Genomic DNA, 17,702 nt, shown 5'->3' with positions numbered 1-17,702 from the left:
ACTGAACGAACCACTGAGGTGACGCAAGCCATTGCCGCGCATCGTCGCGTGCGCCACCGTCGACATTGACACGCAGGAGACTTGCATGACTGACGCCGTAATCGTATCGACCGCCCGCACGGGGCTCGCCAAGTCGTGGCGCGGCGGTTTCAACATGACCCACGGCGCAACGCTCGGCGGCCACGTGACGAAGGCTGTCGTCGAGCGCGCGAAGCTCGACCCGGCGCGCGTCGAGGACGTGATCATGGGTTGCGCGAATCCCGAAGGCGCGACGGGCATGAACATCGCGCGGCAGATTGCGTTGCGCGCTGGCTTGCCGGTCAGCGTGCCGGGCATGACGGTGAACCGTTTCTGTTCGTCGGGATTGCAAACTATCGCGCTCGCCGCGCAACGAGTGATTGCCGGCGAAGGCGACGTGTTCGTCGCGGGCGGCGTCGAGTCCATCTCGTGCGTGCAGAACGAAATGAACCGCCACATGATGACCGAGGGCTGGCTGAGCGAGAACAAGCCGGAAATCTACTGGTCGATGTTGCAGACCGCGGAGAACGTCGCGAAACGCTATGCGATTTCGAAGGAACGCCAGGACGAATATGGTGTGCGCTCACAGCAGCGCGCCGCGGCCGCGCTGGAAGCCGGACGCTTCAAGGACGAGATCGTGCCGTTGACCGTGCTCGCGGGCGTCGCCGACAAGGCGACCGGGCGTCTCTATACGAAGGAAGTCACCGTGAGCGGCGACGAGGGCATTCGCGCGGACACCACGCTCGAAGGCGTGTCGAAGATCCGCACGGCGCTGCCCGGCGGCGTCATTACCGCAGGCAACGCGAGCCAGTTTTCGGACGGCGCGTCGGCTTGCGTGGTGATGAATGCAAAGGTCGCCGAGCGCGAAGGTCTGCAGCCGCTCGGCATTTTCCGCGGCTTCGCGGTGGCGGGCTGCGAACCGGACGAGATGGGCATCGGCCCCGTGTTCGCGGTGCCGAAGCTGCTCAAACAGGCCGGCCTGAAAGTCGACGACATCGACTTGTGGGAACTGAACGAGGCGTTTGCCGTGCAGGTGCTGTATTGCGCGGACAAGCTCGGCATCGGCCACGAGCGGTTGAATGTGAACGGCGGCGCGATCGCGGTGGGTCATCCGTATGGCGTGTCGGGCGCGCGCCTCGCCGGACATGCGCTGATCGAAGGCAAGCGGCGCGGCGCGAAGCTCGTCGTGGTGACGATGTGTATCGGCGGCGGGCAGGGCGCCGCAGGTCTTTTCGAAGTGGCGTGATTACGGCATCGCGGCGCCGGACATCGGTAGGCTGAGCGTGCCCTGATCGACGAAACGGGTGGTGCCGAACGGGCCGCCCGCGAGCTTGCCTCGCAGAACATAGGGAACCTGCCCGGACTGCGCGGCGCCGGCGAATGCGAACGCCTGGCGCACCGCGGCGAACGCGGGCACCGTCAGCGGGACATGCAGCACCGTTTCGCCGAAGCGCGGCACTGTGCCGCCCTGATCGCTGACACCGCTCGCAAACGACTTGCCGTTCAGTTCGAGATCGAGCGACACGCCGTTGAAGCTGACCGCCGATTCATTCGGATTCTGCACGCGCAGCTTGATGTCAAAGCGCATCTCGAGACCTTGGCCTTCGAGCGGTTCGATGCCCGCCACGCTCACGCGCAACGGGTCGCCGCCGAACAGTCCCGCGCATCCGCCGAGTCCGAGGCTGAGTCCGGCTGTGAGCGTAACAACAGCGCATAACGCGGCGACGCGGCACAGGCTCGCGCTGAACAGCAGGCGGACGAAGGACATGACCGGCACCTCGAAGAGCGGATAAGGTCATGCATTGTAGCGGGCGATATTGGGCCATGACGGGCGCGCGACAACGCATCACGCGGCGCGCCGCAGCGTCGCCTTCAGAAATGCGGCGAGCCGGCGTGCGACATGCGCAGGCCGCGCGCCGCCTCTCGCTGCCATTCTCGCTGCCATTCTGGCTGCCATGTGCGACGCTTGCAGCGCGAAAGCCGCCGCCTCTGGCTGCAAGGCGCTGATCGACACGACGCCGCTTTGCGGCACTATGAAGCACTGGCCTTCGCGCAGCACGATCGAAGTCGGGGCCACCGCATCGCCGAGCCATGCGAGCGAATGATCGCGGAACGCGAGCTGCAGATCGCCTTCGACGGCGACGATGCTACTTCGTGCGCGCAAGTCGTGAAGGGCAACCTGGCCGGCGGCGAGGCGGCGCACATGGGTGTTGGCGCGAGCTGACATGAACGTTTCCTGGATTACCGTTTGCATGCCGTCCAGCTTATTGCGCGCGCGTCCATGAAAACAGGCGCAGCCGATCACCATCTGAACCGGTACAGAATCGCCGTTTCGCGTGCTGTATCGGTCCAAATGCAGTGCATGTGTATCTGTCGCGACGCGCGGGGAGTGCGCACCATCGGCTCATGAGCCGATCGTCGGCAATGCAGACACTAGAGCCTATGCGACCGCACATCAAAGCGCCCACCGTCACGCAGCTTGCGCCGCCCAACGACGCGGCGGGTGAGCCGCTCTATCGCCAACTGGCGGCCCAGTACCGTCGCGCGATTCACCACGGCGTGCTGCGTCCCGGCGAGCGCATGCCGTCCATGCGCGCCTTCATGCAGCGTCACCGCGTGAGCCTCGCGACAGCGACCGAGAGTTACCGCGTGCTCGAACGTGAAGCGCTGATCGAGGCGCAGCCGCGCGCCGGCTATTTCGTGCGCGCTTTGCCGAACGCCGCCTTGCCCGCCGCGTCCGAACCCGACCTCGCCACGGTGCCCGGCGCCGCGCAGTTCGTCGGCATTCATTCGGCTATTTCGGCGATCGTCTCGCAATATCAGCGCTATCCGGACGCGTTCAACCTGGGCGGCGCGACCGCCTCGCCCGATCTCTATCCAACCGACGCGTTGCAGAAAGCGGCGCTCCGCGCGTTGCGCCGGCGGCCCACGCTGCTCACTGCGGCCGGGCCTGACCAGGGCGATCCGGCGTTGCGCGCGATCATTGCGCGCCGTGCGCTCGACGCCGGCATCCAGATCGGCGCGGACGACATCATCATGACGCACGGCGGCATCGAGGCGGTCAATCTCGCGTTGCGGGCGGTCACGCAACCGGGCGACACCGTCGCCGTCGAATCGCCGTGCTTCTTCGGCTTGTTGCAGGCGCTGGAAAGCCTCGGGCTGCGCGCGCTGGAAATTCCCGCGAGCCCGAGCACCGGGCTTGCCATCGAGGCACTCGAGTTCGCCCTGCACACGCATCCCGACATCAAGGCCGTGGTGGTCGTACCGAACCTGCAGAACCCGCTCGGCAGCGTGATGCCCGATTCGCACAAGGCGAAGCTCGTCGAACTGTGCGCACGGGCGGGTATTGCGCTGATCGAGGACGATCCATATCGCGAACTCGTCGATAGCGCGCAGCCGCTGCGTTCGCTCAAGGCGTGGGACACCGACGGCACCGTGATCCATTGCACGTCGTTCAACAAGACGCTCGCGCCCGGGATGCGAATCGGCTGGATCAACGGCGGGCGCTGGCATCCGCGTGTCGGCATGCTCAAGTTCGCGCAGTCGCGTCACAACGAGCAGTTGTCGCAAGTCGTGCTCGCGGAGTTCCTGGAGACCAACGCGTATGAGCGGCATTTGCGGCGCTTGCGGGACCGGTTGAGATTGCAGCGCGAGCGGATGTCGGCGGTGCTTGGTGCGTCTTTTCCCGAGGGCACGCGCTTCACGCCGCCTGCAGGCGGCATTTTCTTCTGGGTCGAGTTGCCGCCCGTGGTGTCGTCGGCCGCCTTCTTCGATGCCGCTTTGCACGAGGGCATTCGCGTAATGCCGGGCACGGTGTTTTCGAACGCGGGCCGCTTCGATCACTTCATTCGTCTTAGTTGCCCGAGCACGGACCTCGATCTCGCCGACGAAGCGCTGCGCAGGCTCGGTCGGCTGGCTGCAACGATGGCGGCGCGCGCGTCGACGCAGGCGGCGTGAGAGCGTAAAGCGTGTGACAGCGTAAGAGGGAAGAGGCACTTAGGGCCCTGGCATACGCGCTCGCACTGACGCAGCGCCACGGCTCGCGGCATCAGAGCCGTTGGCTTACTCGCCGACGTCAAACGCCATAGCAGGTATCATTTCTTCTCTTCAGGCGCGGTGCGTGGCGCGCGCATGAAGCTCACGGCATTGACGGTTGATTCGCGCTCCGTCGTCGCCGCGCTCGCAAGTCAGCACAAGGAAAACCAAAAGCCGCAATGACCGATTCATCTTCGTCCATTCCAACCGCTGCGTCGCTGCCCGAGAGTCCCTTCGTCGACCGGCTTGGCGCGCAACTCGTGTCGGCCACGGACGGCGCCAGCGAAGTGGTGCTGCCCCTGTTGCCCGAGCATATGAATACGTGGGACGTCGCGCACGGCGGCGTCACGATGACGCTGGCCGACGTCGCACTCGCGATAGCCGCGCGTAGTCTCGCGGGCGACGGCGTCGGCGTGGTCACCGTGGAAATGAAGGTCAACTTCATGCAGCCGGGCCGCGGCGAGTTGCGCGCGACCGCCCGCGTGCTGCACCGTTCGACCACAATGGCGTATTGCGAAGGCGAGATCCGCGACAGCGAGGGACACTTCGTCGCCAAGGCGCTCGGCACTTTCAAATATATGCGCCGGCTCGCCGTGGGCCGCGATGTGACGCGCCAGCGCTTGCGCAGCGACCCGTCGGCGAAACCCGGTCCTGGCGACGGTTGAGCGAACCGGAATGCGTGCGAGGCGTACGGCGTTTGCGCACGCGTTTCTCGAAGTACGCGCTGCGCGCATGCGTTCACCGCGCCCTCGGCACAATCAGCACATTCGGCCCATCCGCCACCCAAGGAGACGATCGACATGCCACAGATCAACCGCCAGTTCGTGCTGGCTTCGCGTCCGCAAGGCGCCGCCACCGCCGACAACTTCCGCCTCGTCGAAACGCCGCTCGGGCCGCTTGCCGAGGGCGAGGTGCGCGTGCGCAATCACTACCTGTCGCTTGATCCGTACATGCGCGGCCGCATGAACGACAGCAAGTCGTACGCGGCGCCGCAGCCGCTCGACGAAGTGATGATCGGCGGCACGGTCGGCGAAGTGATCGACTCGAAGAACCCGAAGTTCGCCGTCGGCGATAAGGTAGTCGCGACGTTCGGCTGGCAGGAATACGGCACGTCGAACGGCGAGGGCGTGCAGAAAGTGGATGACACGCACGTGCCGCTGTCGGCCTATCTTGGCCCTGTCGGCATGCCGGGCGTCACCGCGTGGTACGGACTGAACCGCATCATCGCGCCGAAGGCGGGCGAGACCGTCGTGGTCAGCGCGGCAAGCGGCGCGGTAGGCAGCGTGGTCGGCCAACTGGCGAAGCTGGCCGGCGCGCGTGCGGTGGGCATTGCGGGCGGCGCGCAAAAGTGCCGTTATGTGGTGGAGACGCTCGGCTTCGACGCGTGCGTCGACTACAAGGCCGGCAACCTGTATCAGGACCTCAAGGCGGCGACGCCCAACGGCATTGACGGTTGCTTCGAGAACGTCGGCGGCGAGGTGCTCGACGCGACGCTCGCGCGCATGAATCCGTTCGGCCGCATCGCGGTATGCGGATACATCGCGGGCTACGACGGCCAGCCGGTGCCGCTCAAGCATCCGTCGCTGATACTGACGCAGCGCCTGCTGGTGCAAGGTTTCATCGTGACCGAGCACATGGACGTGTGGCCCGAAGCGCTCAAGCAGCTCGGCACGCTCGTCGCGCAGAACAGGCTGCAGTATCGCGAGACCATCGCGGAAGGGCTCGATGCCGCGCCGGAGGCGTTCATCGGGTTGCTCAAGGGCAAGAACTTCGGCAAGCAGCTCGTGAAGCTGATCTAAGCTGATCTGAAGCTGGCGGTTCGGTGAGCCAGGCGCTCAGTGAGCCGCAGATTGAGCTGCTCATCGGATCGCGCAGTGAATCGCTCAGTGGACTATTCAGCGAGCCGGTTCCTCAGCCGCTCATCGAATCGTGCGTTAAATGCAGCGCATCAAGGAGTCGACGGATGTTCGAATTTGCAGGTAAGGTCGCGGTCATCACCGGCGCGGCGAGCGGCCTCGGTCATGCGTTCGCGCAACAGGCCGCGGCGCTTCGCATGAAGCTCGTGCTCGCGGACGTGAACCCGGAGGCGCTCGCGCAAACGGTCGATGCGTTGCGCGCAGCAGGCGCCGAGGCGATCGGCCTGCCGACCGACGTAGCCAACGCGGCACAGGTCGAAGCACTCGCGCACGCCACGCTCGATGCATTCGGCAAGGTCCATCTGCTCTTCAACAATGCAGGCGTGGGCTCGGGCGGCTTCCTGTGGGAGAGTTCGGCGAACGACTGGTCGTGGGTGTTCGGCGTGAACGTGATGGGCGTCGCGCATGGCGTGCGTGCCTTCACGCCGATCATGCTCGCGCAGAACGAGCCGGCGCATATCGTCAATACGGCGTCCGTGGCGGGGCTGCTGTCGCCGCCTGCGATGGGCGTGTACAACGCGTCGAAACACGCGGTGGTGTCGCTCACCGAAACGCTCTACCACGACCTGCAACTCGCGCAGGCCGGACGCGACGCGAGCGTCCGCGTCGGCTGTTCGCTGCTGTGTCCGGCCTTTGTGCCGACCGGCATTGCGGATGCCGAGCGCGCACGGCCCGCGGAACTGCGCAACGCCAGCCGCGCGACGCGCTCGCAGATCGCCGCCGGCAAGCAGTTGCAGCGCGCGGTGCAGGCGGGCAAGCTGAGCGCCGCCGATGTCGCCGGGCTCGCCTTCGACGCCATCGCAGAGCGGCGCTTCTACATCATCACGCACCCGGCCATCATGGCAACGGTCAAGCTGCGTCACGCGGACATCGAACAGCTGCGCGACCCGAGCGATCCCATGTCGCTGAAACCGGAAGTAAAGAGCGCGGCCGCTGACTGAAACCAGCTACTGCCGCGCGGTGTCGCGCATTTTTCAATTTCGGGCGCCTTTGCGCCATCTCACGTCACATGCCGTTGAATCCGAAGATCGAGCAGGTGCTCGACATGATCGCGCGCGCGAAGCGCCCGCAACTCCACGAGATGACGCCGCAAGCGGCGCGCGCGTCGTATGAAAAAAGCGCGCCGATTCTCGAGATTCCCGCCGCGCCGATGTTCGCCGTGGAAGACCTGCGCATCCCCACGCGCGACGGCGCCGCAATCGGCGCGCGTCTTTACCACGCCAGCGAGCCGAGCTGGGCTGAGCCCGCTGCGGCGCTCGTCTACTATCACGGCGGCGGTTTCACAGTCGGCAGCGTGAATACGCACGATGCACTGTGCCGGATGTTCGCGCGCGACGGCCAATGCGCGGTGTTGTCGGTGGATTACCGGCTCGCGCCGGAACACAAGTTCCCGACCGCCGTCGACGACGCTTTCGACGCGCTCACCTGGCTGCACGCGCACGCCGCCGAATTCGGCATCGACGCAAAGCGGCTCGCGGTGGGCGGCGACAGTGCGGGCGGCACGCTGGCGGCGGTGTGCGCGGTGCTCGCGCGCGACGCCGGCATCCCGCTCGCGCTGCAATTGCTGATCTATCCGGGCACGACCGGCTATCAGCAGACCGATTCGCACTCGCGGCTTGCGAACGGCTTCCTGCTGTCGGGCGACACGATTCAATGGTTCTTCAACCAGTACGTGCGCGACCCGGGCGATCGCGACGACTGGCGCTTTGCGCCGCTCGACGGCACGCGCGGCGCGCCCGACTTCAGCAACCTCGCGCCGGCCTGGATCGCCACCGCCGAATACGACCCGCTCAGCGACGAAGGCGACGCCTATGCGGACAAACTGCGCCGCCATGGCAACGCGGTGACGCTCAAGCGCTATCCGGGCATGATCCACGAGTTCTTCAAGATGGGCGGCTTCGTGCCCGACGTCGCGCACGCGCATGCGGACGCCGCCGCGGCACTGCGCGCGGCATTCGGCGTGGACTGACTGACGGACTACGCGGGCCTACGCGGGACCAGGCAGGGCTAGGCGGGACTACGCGGGCCTACGCGGGACCAGGCAGGGCTAGGCGGGACTACGCGGGACTACGCGGGAATAGGGTGACCAGGCGATTTCCCGCTCGACGTTGAACGCGAAACTGCGTTCGAAATCGCCGGGGCGTACGACGCGATGCGAGCCGTTGTCGTCGCTGCGCTCGGCCACCGCTACGCTGATCATCTCGCCGTTGGCGACGACGCGCAGCGCCGTCGTGCCGCGCGTTCCGTACTCGGGCGTTTCGATGAACGCCGCCGACAGCGCCCTTTCCCGTTCGAGCGGAATGCCGGTGGACGGCAACTCGGCGTCGGACGCGACGCGCGGATCGCGCATCAGGTCGATCAGACGCTCGAGCGGCGGCATCGGATCGCGCGCAAGCAGCTCGCGCAGTTCGGTGCGCTTCCTGACGAGCTTGGGCCACGCGGTGTCGAGAATCGCGTTCGAGATGCCGTGCGTGCCCGGCGCGAGCAGCGCGGGCGCGAGTTTCGAGCGATTGCAGTACCAGGCGAGTTCACGGCGCTTCCAGTCGCCGACCAGCAGGTTGAAACCGTTGTAGATCTCGCCGGTTTGCGCGACGCGGTGCAGATAGGCGAGGGGTGTTTCATGTTCGCCGCCGCCGGTTTCCCCGTTGCTTTCGTCGTCGCGTTGCTCGTCGCTTTGGCTGTCATCCTCGCCATCGCTCTGGCTGCGGCCAGGTGCGAGGCGCGTGCCCGAGCGCGCAGAAGCCAGCCAGTCGCTGACAAGCGTGCCGCGCGTCGGCGCATCGACGCGCATGTCGTGCGGCGCCCGGTAGTTGGTGAGCGCGGCGAAGCGGCCGTCGCGCGACATGCCGAGCCAGGTCCCGCCGCCCACCAGATCGCGGCCCGCCAGCACGCCTCGGGCGTCGTCCCACCAGCCGATCGGCTGGGCCGTGCGCCGGAAAAACTCGTCGCGATTCGCGGCGAGCGTGAAGAGCGGACCGTCGAGCGCATCGGGTCGCCAGTCGAACACGATCAGGCACATCGGGGACGTCTCCCGGTTGTTGCGTCAAAACGCAAAGGGAACAGGAATTCGGGCGAGAAGGCCAGCGAAAAAGCGGGCGGCGCGTGCGTTGACCGCACTGCGCCGCGCGGATGGGAGCGGCAAGATCCGCTCAAACCTCGGTGGGCAGTCCGTACGGCAGCGCGATAAAGCGCAGCGCCGGGCCGTGCGCGGCGCCCAGATGCACCGAGCCGCTTTCCAGCGCCGCCAGCTTGATCTCCACCAGAACGTCGACGCCGCCGTCGCGCGCCGACGCCGCGTTCACCACCATGCCGCACGGCTGGCCCGGGTCGTCGGAGTGAAAAAGTTCGACGCCCGCCTTCACGGTATCCAGCTCGCCCGTGACGTTGGCAAGCGAGGTGCGCCGCTTGATCGTGCCGCGATACTGGCTGCGCGCCACCACTTCCTGGCCAGGATAGCAGCCTTTCCGGAAATTGACCGCGCCGAGCACGTCGAAATTGACCATTTGCGGCACGAACTGCTCGACCACCGGCTGCGTGATGCGCGGCTCGCCCGCGCGGATGTCGAGCCAGTCCCACACCGCCGGCGAAACCTGCTTGAGCTTTTCGCCGAGCGCGGGCAGATGCGCTTCGATCTGCGCCTTTGGCCCGATCCACAGATAGCGCAGGCGCTCGAACGCGTCGGGCACGCGGATTAGCGAGCCGGCCGCGCCGTCCACCTTCACGTGGACGCCGTCCGGCAGCGCATCGAACACGCCGGAGAGCGCCTTGCGCACGTCGCCCGCGAGGCCGATTACCGCGAGTTCGCCGCTGGCATCGACGAGTTTCGCCTTTGCGCGCAGGATGAACATGGAAAGGCGTTTTTGCACCGCCGCCTGCACGTCTTTGGAGACCAGCAGGCGGATCGTCTCGCCGCTGCGCCAGGTCAGGAACGAGGCGAGCAGGCGGCCCTTTGCCGAACAGTAGCCCGCGAGGCGCGCGTTGGCTGCGTCGAGGTGCTGCGTGTCGTTGGTCAACTGACCGTGCAGGAAGCTCGCGGCGTCGTCGCCGGTGGCGTCGATTACGCCGAACTGCGTGAGCACCGTGAAGGCGCCATGTTCGAGGACGGCGTCGAACTCATCGGCCGACGGGCGCGGCAAGACGGGCAGCCCGGTGACGGCTGGGCCCGACGCCACGCCGGCCGATGTGCCCGCGGCAGCGCCCGAAGAGTTGGCCGCGGGGTTAGCCGTGGAACTGGCCGAAGGATTGCCTGAAGCGGTGCCTGAAGCGGTAGCGAGCGGTGTGTTCATGGATTCCGGGAACAGTCAATTCTGACTTTGGCTAAGGCAAACAAGTATTATATGCAGTCCAACCCAGCCACGTTTTCATGTCCCTCTTCAAGAAATGTTTGATCGCCGGCTCGATTGTTCTCGTGCTGGCCGCAGCCGCGATTGCTGGCGGATACCACTGGGCCAATAGCCCGCTCGAGCTCAACCCCGCGCAACTCGACGTTACCGTCAAACCGCACAGCAGCCTGCGCAGCGTCACGCTGCAGCTCAATCGCGGCGGCGTGCCGGTGGAGCCGGAGCTGTTCATCGTCATGACGCGCTTGCTCGGCCTTCAGAGCGAGCTGAAGTCGGGCAATTACGAGTTCAAGACCGGCGTGACGCCGTATGAAGTGCTGCAGAAAATTGCTCGCGGCGACGTCAACGAGTATGTCGCGACCATCATCGAAGGGTGGACGTTCAAGCGCATGCGCGCGGAACTCGACGCGAACCCGGCGCTCAGGCACGACAGCGTCGCCATGAACGACGCCCAACTGATGAGCGCAATCGGCGCGCCCGAGGCGTCGCTCGGCAATGGCGAGGGGCTCTTTTTCCCGGACACCTATCTGTTCGACAGGAATACGAGCGATCTCGACGTGTACCGCCGCGCATATCGCCTGATGCGCGTGCGTCTGGACGAAGCCTGGCTCGCGCGGGCGCCGAATCTGCCGTACAGGACGCCGTACGAGGCGCTGATCATGGCCTCGATCATCGAAAAGGAAACCGGCAAGAAGTCCGACCGCGCAATGGTCGCGGCCGTGTTCGCGAACCGCCTGCGCGTGGGCATGCCGCTGCAGACCGACCCCACAGTGATTTACGGAATGGGCGAGAGCTATACCGGCCACATCCGCAAGAAGGACCTGCAGACGGACACTCCCTACAATACCTACACCCGTATGGGCCTGCCGCCCACGCCTATCTCGCTGCCAGGCGTCGCCTCGCTGCAGGCGGCGATGAACCCGGCGCAGACGAGCGCGTTGTACTTCGTCTCGCGCGGCGACGGCAGCAGCATCTTTTCCGACACCCTCGGCGATCACAACAAGGCCGTGGACAAATACATTCGAGGGCAATAAATGGCGCGCGGCAAATTCATCACGTTCGAAGGCATAGACGGCGCCGGCAAGACTACGCACCTCGCCTGGTTCCGCGAGCGGCTCGAACAGAAAGTGGCGGCCACCGGCCGCTCGGTCGTCATGACGCGGGAGCCCGGCGGCACGCCGCTCGGCGAGCAGATTCGCGAGATCGTGCTGCATCAGAAAATGGATCTGGAAACCGAGGCGCTGCTGATGTTCGCGCTGCGCCGCCAGCATCTGGCAGAGGTGATCGAGCCGGCGCTCGCGCGCGGCGACTGGGTGCTGTCCGACCGCTTCACCGACGCGACGTTTGCATACCAGGGCGGCGGGCGCGGGCTGCCGCGCGACAAGCTGGAAACGCTGGAGCGCTGGGTGCAGGGCGGCTTCCAGCCGGATCTCACAGTGCTGTTCGACCTCGCGCCTGAAATCGCCAACGAACGGCGTAGTGCGGCGCGCGACCCGGATCGCTTCGAAAGCGAATCGGCGGCTTTTTTCGAGCGCACGCGCGCCGAATATCTGCGCCGCGCCGAAGAGGCGCCTTACCGGTTCGCTATCATTGACTCTTCGCAGAGCATCGTTCGAATTCAGAAGCAACTCGAGGAACTGCTGGCAAGTCTTTGATTCACCAGCTTTATATGGGCCGCTTATGGATCGCTGCTATATCTTACTGTTTCTCAAGTATCGCCCTTAACCGATTGATTTAAAAGACAACAATGATTTATCCGTGGCAAGCCGATGACTGGAACCGCCTGCAGCAGTTGCGCGGCCACTGGCCGCACGCGTTGCTGCTGCACGGCCAGGCGGGCATCGGCAAGCTGCGCTTCGCGCAGCACCTCGCGCAGGGCCTGCTGTGCGAAGACCAGCGCGCGAATGGTGAGCCGTGCGGCGCGTGTGTCGCATGCAACTGGTTTGCGCAAGGCAACCATCCCGATTACCGGATCGTCGTGCCCGAGGCGCTCGCCGCCGAGGCCGGCATCGGTAACGGCGCGGACGACAAAGCCGAAAAAACCGACAAGTCCGACGGCGACGAAGGCAAGAAAACGCGCACGCCGAGCAAGGAAATCAAGATCGAGCAGATTCGCGGCTTGCTGGACTTCGTCGGCGTGGGTTCGCACCGCGGCGGCGCCCGCGTGGTCGTGCTGTACCCGGCGGAAGCGCTGAACATCGCGGCGGCCAATGCTCTCCTGAAGACGCTCGAGGAGCCGCCCGCCGGTGTTGTGTTCCTGATGGTGTCGGCGCGCATCGACCGGCTGTTGCCCACCATCATCAGCCGTTGCCGCCAATGGCCGATGAGCCTGCCGGCGCCCGAAGCCGCAAGCCAGTGGCTTGCCGCGCAAGGCGTGCAGCAGGCCCAGGCGCTGCTCGCCGAAGCAGGCGGCGCGCCGCTCACCGCGCTCGCGCTCGCCAGCGACGAAAACCGCGCGTTGCGCGACTGGACGCTCAAGCAACTTGCCGCGGGCCCCGAATGCGACGCCTTTGCGTGCGGCGAGGCGCTGCAGAAGCTGCCTGTGCCGCTCGTGCTCGGCTGGCTGCAGCGCTGGATGTACGACCTGCTGGCCCAGCGCACGGCGGGTGCGCCGCGCTACTTTCCGCAGGCATCGGCGGCGCTCACTCGCTGCGCGGCGCAGGCCGACGCCAGTGCATTCGCGCGTTTCATGCGATCCGTCACGCGGCAGCGCGCAGTGGAGAATCATCCGCTGAACGCACGGCTCGTGTTCGAGGAGCTGTTTCTCGGCTACCGCGAGCTCTTTGCATGACGCCGCGATGTCAGCCAGCTTCGAATCGAACCGTTCACCCTTAGCCGGTCCTTCATTTCAACCACAAAGCACCATGAGCCTGTCTTACCGCGATGCCACGCTCGACGATCTGCCCGCCATCGTCGCCATTTACAACTCGACGGTCGCCTCGCGCCAGGTGACCGCCGACCTCGATCCGGTCAGCGTCGAAAGCCGGGTGGCGTGGTTTCACGCGCACGGGCCGCAGAAACGTCCGCTATGGGTCGTCGAAGACGCTGAGGAGCCCGGGCGTGTGATCGCATGGCTCAGCTTTTCGGACTTCTACGGGCGTCCGGCCTATCAGCGCACCGCCGAGGTCAGCATCTATCTGGACGAACGCGCGCGCGGCAAGGGCCTCGGCAAGCAGTTGCTGGCGGCTTCGCTCGCGGCGGCGCCGGCGCTCGGCATCGACACCGTGCTCGGCTTCATCTTCGGCCACAACGAGGCGAGCCTGCGTCTGTTCCGCGGTTTCGGCTTCGACACGTGGGGGTCGCTGCCGCGCGTGGCCGTGCTGGACGGCGTGGAGCGCGATCTGGTGATTCTCGGCAAGCGCCTGAACGCCCCCGCCGCGGCCCGTTGATCCGCTTCAGGTATCCATTTGCAGGACATCATCATGTTTGTCGATTCGCACTGTCACATCAATTTTGAAGGGCTCGCCGACCGGCTGCCCCAGGTGCTCGAGAACATGCGCAGCCACTCGGTCACGCATGCGCTGTGCGTGTCGGTCGATCTGGAAACGCTGCCGTCCGTTCTGGACATCGCGAGCCGGCACGAGAACGTCTACGCGTCGGTGGGTGTGCATCCGGACCACGAGCACATGCGCGAACCGAGCGTCGCCGAACTGGTCGAACTCGCGCAGCACCCGAAGGTCGTCGCGATCGGCGAAACGGGCCTCGACTATTACCGTCTGGAAGGCCGCTCGATTGACGACATGGAATGGCAGCGCGAGCGCTTTCGCACCCACATTCGCGCCGCGCACGCTACAGGCAAGCCGCTCATCATCCATACGCGTTCTTCTTCGGAAGATACGCTGCGCATCATGGCCGAGGAGCGCGCGAGCGAGCCGGGCGGCGTGATGCATTGCTTCACCGAGCCGTGGACGGTCGCAGAGCAGGCGCTGGCGCAGAATTTTTACATCTCGCTGTCGGGCATCGTCACGTTCAAGAGCGCGACCGACGTACAGGACGTGGCGCGCCGTGTGCCGCTCGAGCGCCTCCTGATCGAAACCGATTCGCCGTATCTCGCGCCTGTGCCGTATCGCGGAAAGCCCAATGAACCTGCGTACGTGAGTTATGTCGGACGTTTCATCGCGCAGCAGCGCGGCATGCCGGACGAGGCGCTCGCCGCCGCGACGACGCAAAACTTCTTTCGTCTTTTCAGGATCCCGGCGCCTGCTGGCGTCCAGGAAGGAAGCGAAAAATCAAGAGGATAGGGTACATACCTGAAGTAAAACATGATGAAAAATTGCACGTTGACCCACGCACCGCACACAGTAACGACGCCCGCCGCGCAAGGCTCGCCGGTGCGCCGCCGTTTGTCGCGCGCCGTCCTGGCAGCGACGCTTGCATGCGCCGCGCCTGGCTCGCTGATCGCCGTGCCGGTGCCGGCTGTGGCCGCCCCGATCGACTCGCTGATCAAGTCGGTGAAATTCGACGATGTCGACGGCGTCAAGAAGCTCCTCGCCAAGGGCATGGACCCGAACAGCGTCGACAATCAGGGCATGCCTCTGCTGGTGTTGGCCGCGCGCGAGAAGTCCGACAAGGTCGGCGCGGTGCTGCTTGCGAATCCGAAAACGAACGTCGAGATCGAGGACAAAGCCGGCGAAAACGCGATGATGATGGCCTCGCTGAACGGCGACCTGGACTTCGTCAAGCAGTTGATCGCCAAAGACGCGGAGGTCAACAAGAAAGGCTGGGCGCCGCTGCACTACGCGGCCGCGAATGGCCACGACGACATCGTGAAGCTGCTGCTCGACAACTCCGCTTACGTGGACGCGGGCTCGCCCAACGGCACGACGCCGTTGATGATGGCCGCGCGCGGCGGGCACGTGTCGACGGTCAAGCTGCTGCTCGACAACGGCGCGGATTTGACCGTGAAGAATCAGATCGGTATGACGGCGCTCGATTTCGCGAAGACCTACAAGGAGCCGGATGTAGTCGAGGGCCTGACCGCCCGGCTGCAACAGATGCAGCAGAAGTAACGCACGCGTCTTTCGGCCCTTATTCACTGAAGATGGCGGCCGCCGCCTGCTGCCGCGTCGTAAAACAGTGCAGAATGACGGTTTTGGCGCGCCTGGGTGCGCGCGCCGTCCGATGCGGCAACAGACCGCCTGATAAACGACCCTGGAAAGGAACACCATGCTGCGGGCTTTGATTTTCGCCAGCGCGTTCGCCGTACCGTTATCGGCGGCCGCGTTTACGGGAGGCGACCTCAACAAGCTGTGCACGAAGACCGACGTGGCGTCGCGCAGTGCGTGCGCCGCTTACATCGAAGGCGCCGCCGACGGCATCTTCAATACCATCGATGCGATTGGCGGCACCACCGGCCCGCGCGTCGGCCAGTATTTCTGCTTGCCTCAGGACGCGCGTTCGGCGCAGTTGACCGACGCTGTGCGCAAGTACATCGCCGAAAATCCGAACGTGGCCGGCTACAACGCGAGCACGGCGATTTCTCTCGGGCTCGGTAAGGCGTTTCCTTGCAAGAGCGGAAGTTGATGTAGTGGCAGCGGCCCGCGTGCTTCGCGCAGCGGGCCGCCGGCATTGGTTATTGGGCTGGTTTGACGCGATTGCTCGACTCTTTTGTTCGACGCGTTTTTAACGTTTGTTCGCAGTTTGTCTCATCGCGCGAGCCGCATCTGCGGCACGCGTTCAAAATGAGCCGGGGCACCGCCGTTAGCGGTAGCAGCCGGCTCGCAAACGGGGCGCACGGTTCGCTCCGCGCCCCAGCGTCGGGCGCGCTTGATCGCGCTAGATCGCGTTTTGTCGCGCTTCGTTGCGGCGGTTTGCGCTTGACTGCGCTTCGTTGCGCTTTCGCAGGCGTGCCGGCCGGCTGCATCGCGCCGCACGCGTCGTCACTTGCCGTCGCGGCGCCACGCGCGCCCGGCCTGTCCACATTCAAGCGAGGAGGAAACTGTCCTACATGGCTTTTTTCGATCGACTCGACCAGCTGGATCACCTCGCCGAAGCACCGCTGCACACCTGGCCCGGCGCGTTGCTGGTCTCGCTTATCGCCGTGCTGGTCGCCATCGGCGTACATCGCGTGGGCGCACGCATCGTCACGCGGATCGCGCGGCCTTATCCGCTCACCAGTGTCGTGCTGCGCTATATCGACAAGCCGTCGCTGTTCGTGCTGCTGATCCTTGCGCTCGAAGCCGTCTGGTGGGAAGCGCCCGACACGCTCACCTTCATCGCGCCCTTGCGCGACGCCGCCGCGATTGCGCTGATCGGCGCGCTGACCTGGCTCTCTGTGCGCTCGGCGGCGGCCATCGGCGAGGCGATCATTCAGGCTCATCCGCTCGACACCGCCGACAATCTGCACGCGCGCCGCATTCACACACAGGCGAGAGTCCTGGCGCGCTCGGTCATGCTGGTGATCGTGATTGTCGGTGTCGGCGGCGCGCTGATGACGTTTCCAAACGTGCGCCAGATCGGCGCGAGCCTGCTCGCGTCCGCCGGGGTGGCGGGTCTCGTCGCCGGTATTGCCGCGCGGCCCGTGCTCGGCAATCTGATCGCGGGTTTGCAGATCGCGCTGTCGCAGCCGATCCGGCTCGACGACGTTGTCGTGATCCAGGGCGAGTGGGGGCGCATCGAGGAGATCACCGGAACATATGTGTCGGTGCGTCTGTGGGATCAGCGGCGGCTGATCGTCCCGCTGCAATGGTTTATCGAAAACCCGTTTTCCAACTGGACGCGCAGCAGCTCGCAGATCATCGGCACGGTGTTCCTGTATGTCGACTACCGGATGCCGCTCGCGCCGCTGCGCGAGGAGCTGGCGCGCATCGTCGAGGCGGCGCCCGAGTGGGACCGGCGCGTGCAGGTGCTGCAGGTCACGGAGGGCACCGAGCGCTCGATGCAGTTGCGCGCGCTCGTCAGTTCGCTCGATTCGGGGCTGAACTGGGATTTGCGTTGCCGCGTCCGCGAAGGGCTCATCGACTTCATCCAGAAGCACTATCCGCAGTATCTGCCGCGCTCGCGCGCGGAGGTGTCGGCGGAACTGGAGAACGTGGCGCACGGCAAGGGCGAGCCGCTCGACTGGGTGCCGCGTCGCGCGCGCACGCCGGCCGGCAGCACGGCGGCGCATACCGAGGCGGACCCGGTGGCAAGCCGTCCGGGCCCGGCGCCTGCGTCGGCTTCCGCGTCCATTCCGTCGCCGCCCAAGCTGAAGGAAACTGTCTAGTGCGCGGTCGGAAGTCGCTCGACGCCGCGAGGAAAGCGGCCAGACGATGCGGCGAAAGGTCCACGCGCGTGAGCGGATCGGCTGAAAAGCGGACCCAACGCGCATTGAGCCCTGGCCAGATGGCCAGCCGATGCAACCGATCGCTCGTCAAAGGATCGAACCAACCACTCACTGTACAAACCTGCGCGG

General features: G+C 65.6%; 18 protein-coding genes. 14 read left to right on the top strand and 4 right to left on the bottom strand.

Annotated elements, in window-relative coordinates; genetic code table 11:
- Positions 1-85: 85 nt before the first annotated feature.
- The gene (locus tag A3AC_RS0113795; protein ID WP_025599514.1) at positions 86-1,264 is read left to right on the top strand and encodes an acetyl-CoA C-acyltransferase; all 1,179 of its coding nucleotides are present in this window, start codon (positions 86-88) and stop codon (positions 1,262-1,264) included.
- On the opposite strand, the gene A3AC_RS0113790 is transcribed toward A3AC_RS0113795, so the two are convergent.
- Positions 1,265-1,786, bottom strand: a complete 522-nt coding sequence (locus A3AC_RS0113790) for an LEA type 2 family protein (RefSeq protein WP_025599513.1) — start codon at positions 1,784-1,786, stop codon at positions 1,265-1,267. It abuts the gene before it with no gap.
- 78 nt (positions 1,787-1,864) lie between these two features.
- A complete protein-coding gene (locus A3AC_RS0113785) occupies positions 1,865-2,245 on the bottom strand; it encodes a hypothetical protein (protein WP_025599512.1) in 381 nt (126 codons plus the stop codon).
- Positions 2,246-2,460: 215 nt separating this feature from the next.
- Between A3AC_RS0113785 and A3AC_RS0113780 the strand changes: the two genes are divergently transcribed.
- From A3AC_RS0113780 to A3AC_RS0113755, 5 genes are all read left to right on the top strand, one after another.
- Positions 2,461-3,975, top strand: coding sequence for an aminotransferase-like domain-containing protein (locus A3AC_RS0113780; protein ID WP_035475130.1), 1,515 nt, complete (start codon positions 2,461-2,463; stop codon positions 3,973-3,975).
- Positions 3,976-4,232: 257 nt separating this feature from the next.
- A complete protein-coding gene (locus A3AC_RS0113770) occupies positions 4,233-4,718 on the top strand; it encodes a PaaI family thioesterase (RefSeq protein ID WP_025599510.1) in 486 nt (161 codons plus the stop codon).
- A 135-nt stretch (positions 4,719-4,853) separates the two neighbouring features.
- Positions 4,854-5,852, top strand: coding sequence for an NADP-dependent oxidoreductase (locus tag A3AC_RS0113765; protein WP_025599509.1), 999 nt, complete (start codon positions 4,854-4,856; stop codon positions 5,850-5,852).
- 164 nt (positions 5,853-6,016) lie between these two features.
- On the top strand, positions 6,017-6,910 hold the full coding sequence (locus A3AC_RS0113760; RefSeq protein WP_025599508.1) for an SDR family oxidoreductase: 894 nt from the start codon (positions 6,017-6,019) through the stop codon (positions 6,908-6,910).
- Positions 6,911-6,978: 68 nt separating this feature from the next.
- Positions 6,979-7,938, top strand: a complete 960-nt coding sequence (locus A3AC_RS0113755) for an alpha/beta hydrolase (RefSeq protein WP_025599507.1) — start codon at positions 6,979-6,981, stop codon at positions 7,936-7,938.
- Between the two features lie 78 nt (positions 7,939-8,016).
- On the opposite strand, the gene A3AC_RS0113750 is transcribed toward A3AC_RS0113755, so the two are convergent.
- Both A3AC_RS0113750 and ygfZ read right to left on the bottom strand, forming a co-directional pair.
- Positions 8,017-8,988: an NRDE family protein gene (locus tag A3AC_RS0113750; RefSeq protein WP_025599506.1), complete on the bottom strand. Its 972-nt coding sequence runs from the start codon at positions 8,986-8,988 to the stop codon at positions 8,017-8,019.
- Between the two features lie 130 nt (positions 8,989-9,118).
- On the bottom strand, positions 9,119-10,255 hold the full coding sequence (ygfZ, locus tag A3AC_RS0113745; RefSeq protein ID WP_025599505.1) for a CAF17-like 4Fe-4S cluster assembly/insertion protein YgfZ: 1,137 nt from the start codon (positions 10,253-10,255) through the stop codon (positions 9,119-9,121).
- A 77-nt stretch (positions 10,256-10,332) separates the two neighbouring features.
- On the opposite strand from ygfZ, the gene mltG reads away from it, so the two are divergent.
- The 8 genes from mltG (at position 10,333) to A3AC_RS0113700 (ending at position 17,513) form a co-directional block, all read left to right on the top strand.
- Positions 10,333-11,343, top strand: coding sequence for an endolytic transglycosylase MltG (gene mltG / locus A3AC_RS0113740; protein WP_025599503.1), 1,011 nt, complete (start codon positions 10,333-10,335; stop codon positions 11,341-11,343).
- A complete protein-coding gene (gene tmk, locus A3AC_RS0113735) occupies positions 11,344-11,964 on the top strand; it encodes a dTMP kinase (protein ID WP_025599502.1) in 621 nt (206 codons plus the stop codon).
- Between the two features lie 92 nt (positions 11,965-12,056).
- On the top strand, positions 12,057-13,100 hold the full coding sequence (locus tag A3AC_RS0113730; protein ID WP_025599500.1) for a DNA polymerase III subunit delta': 1,044 nt from the start codon (positions 12,057-12,059) through the stop codon (positions 13,098-13,100).
- 73 nt (positions 13,101-13,173) lie between these two features.
- Positions 13,174-13,698, top strand: coding sequence for a GNAT family N-acetyltransferase (locus A3AC_RS0113725; RefSeq protein ID WP_025599499.1), 525 nt, complete (start codon positions 13,174-13,176; stop codon positions 13,696-13,698).
- Between the two features lie 33 nt (positions 13,699-13,731).
- The gene (locus A3AC_RS0113720; RefSeq protein WP_025599498.1) at positions 13,732-14,550 is read left to right on the top strand and encodes a TatD family hydrolase; all 819 of its coding nucleotides are present in this window, start codon (positions 13,732-13,734) and stop codon (positions 14,548-14,550) included.
- Positions 14,551-14,571: 21 nt separating this feature from the next.
- On the top strand, positions 14,572-15,318 hold the full coding sequence (locus A3AC_RS0113715) for an ankyrin repeat domain-containing protein (RefSeq protein WP_156924614.1): 747 nt from the start codon (positions 14,572-14,574) through the stop codon (positions 15,316-15,318).
- A 157-nt stretch (positions 15,319-15,475) separates the two neighbouring features.
- Positions 15,476-15,832: a Rap1a/Tai family immunity protein gene (locus A3AC_RS0113710; protein WP_007181973.1), complete on the top strand. Its 357-nt coding sequence runs from the start codon at positions 15,476-15,478 to the stop codon at positions 15,830-15,832.
- Positions 15,833-16,256: 424 nt separating this feature from the next.
- Entirely contained in the window at positions 16,257-17,513 is a 1,257-nt protein-coding gene (locus tag A3AC_RS0113700) for a mechanosensitive ion channel family protein (protein ID WP_025599494.1), read from the top strand.
- The last annotated feature ends 189 nt before the right edge of the window (positions 17,514-17,702 follow it).

It is taken from the genome of Burkholderia sp. WSM2230, assembly GCF_000472445.1.
Taxonomy (GTDB): domain Bacteria; phylum Pseudomonadota; class Gammaproteobacteria; order Burkholderiales; family Burkholderiaceae; genus Paraburkholderia.
The sequence above is the reverse complement of the archived record's forward strand: the minus strand, read 5'-3'. Positions and strand labels throughout refer to the sequence as shown.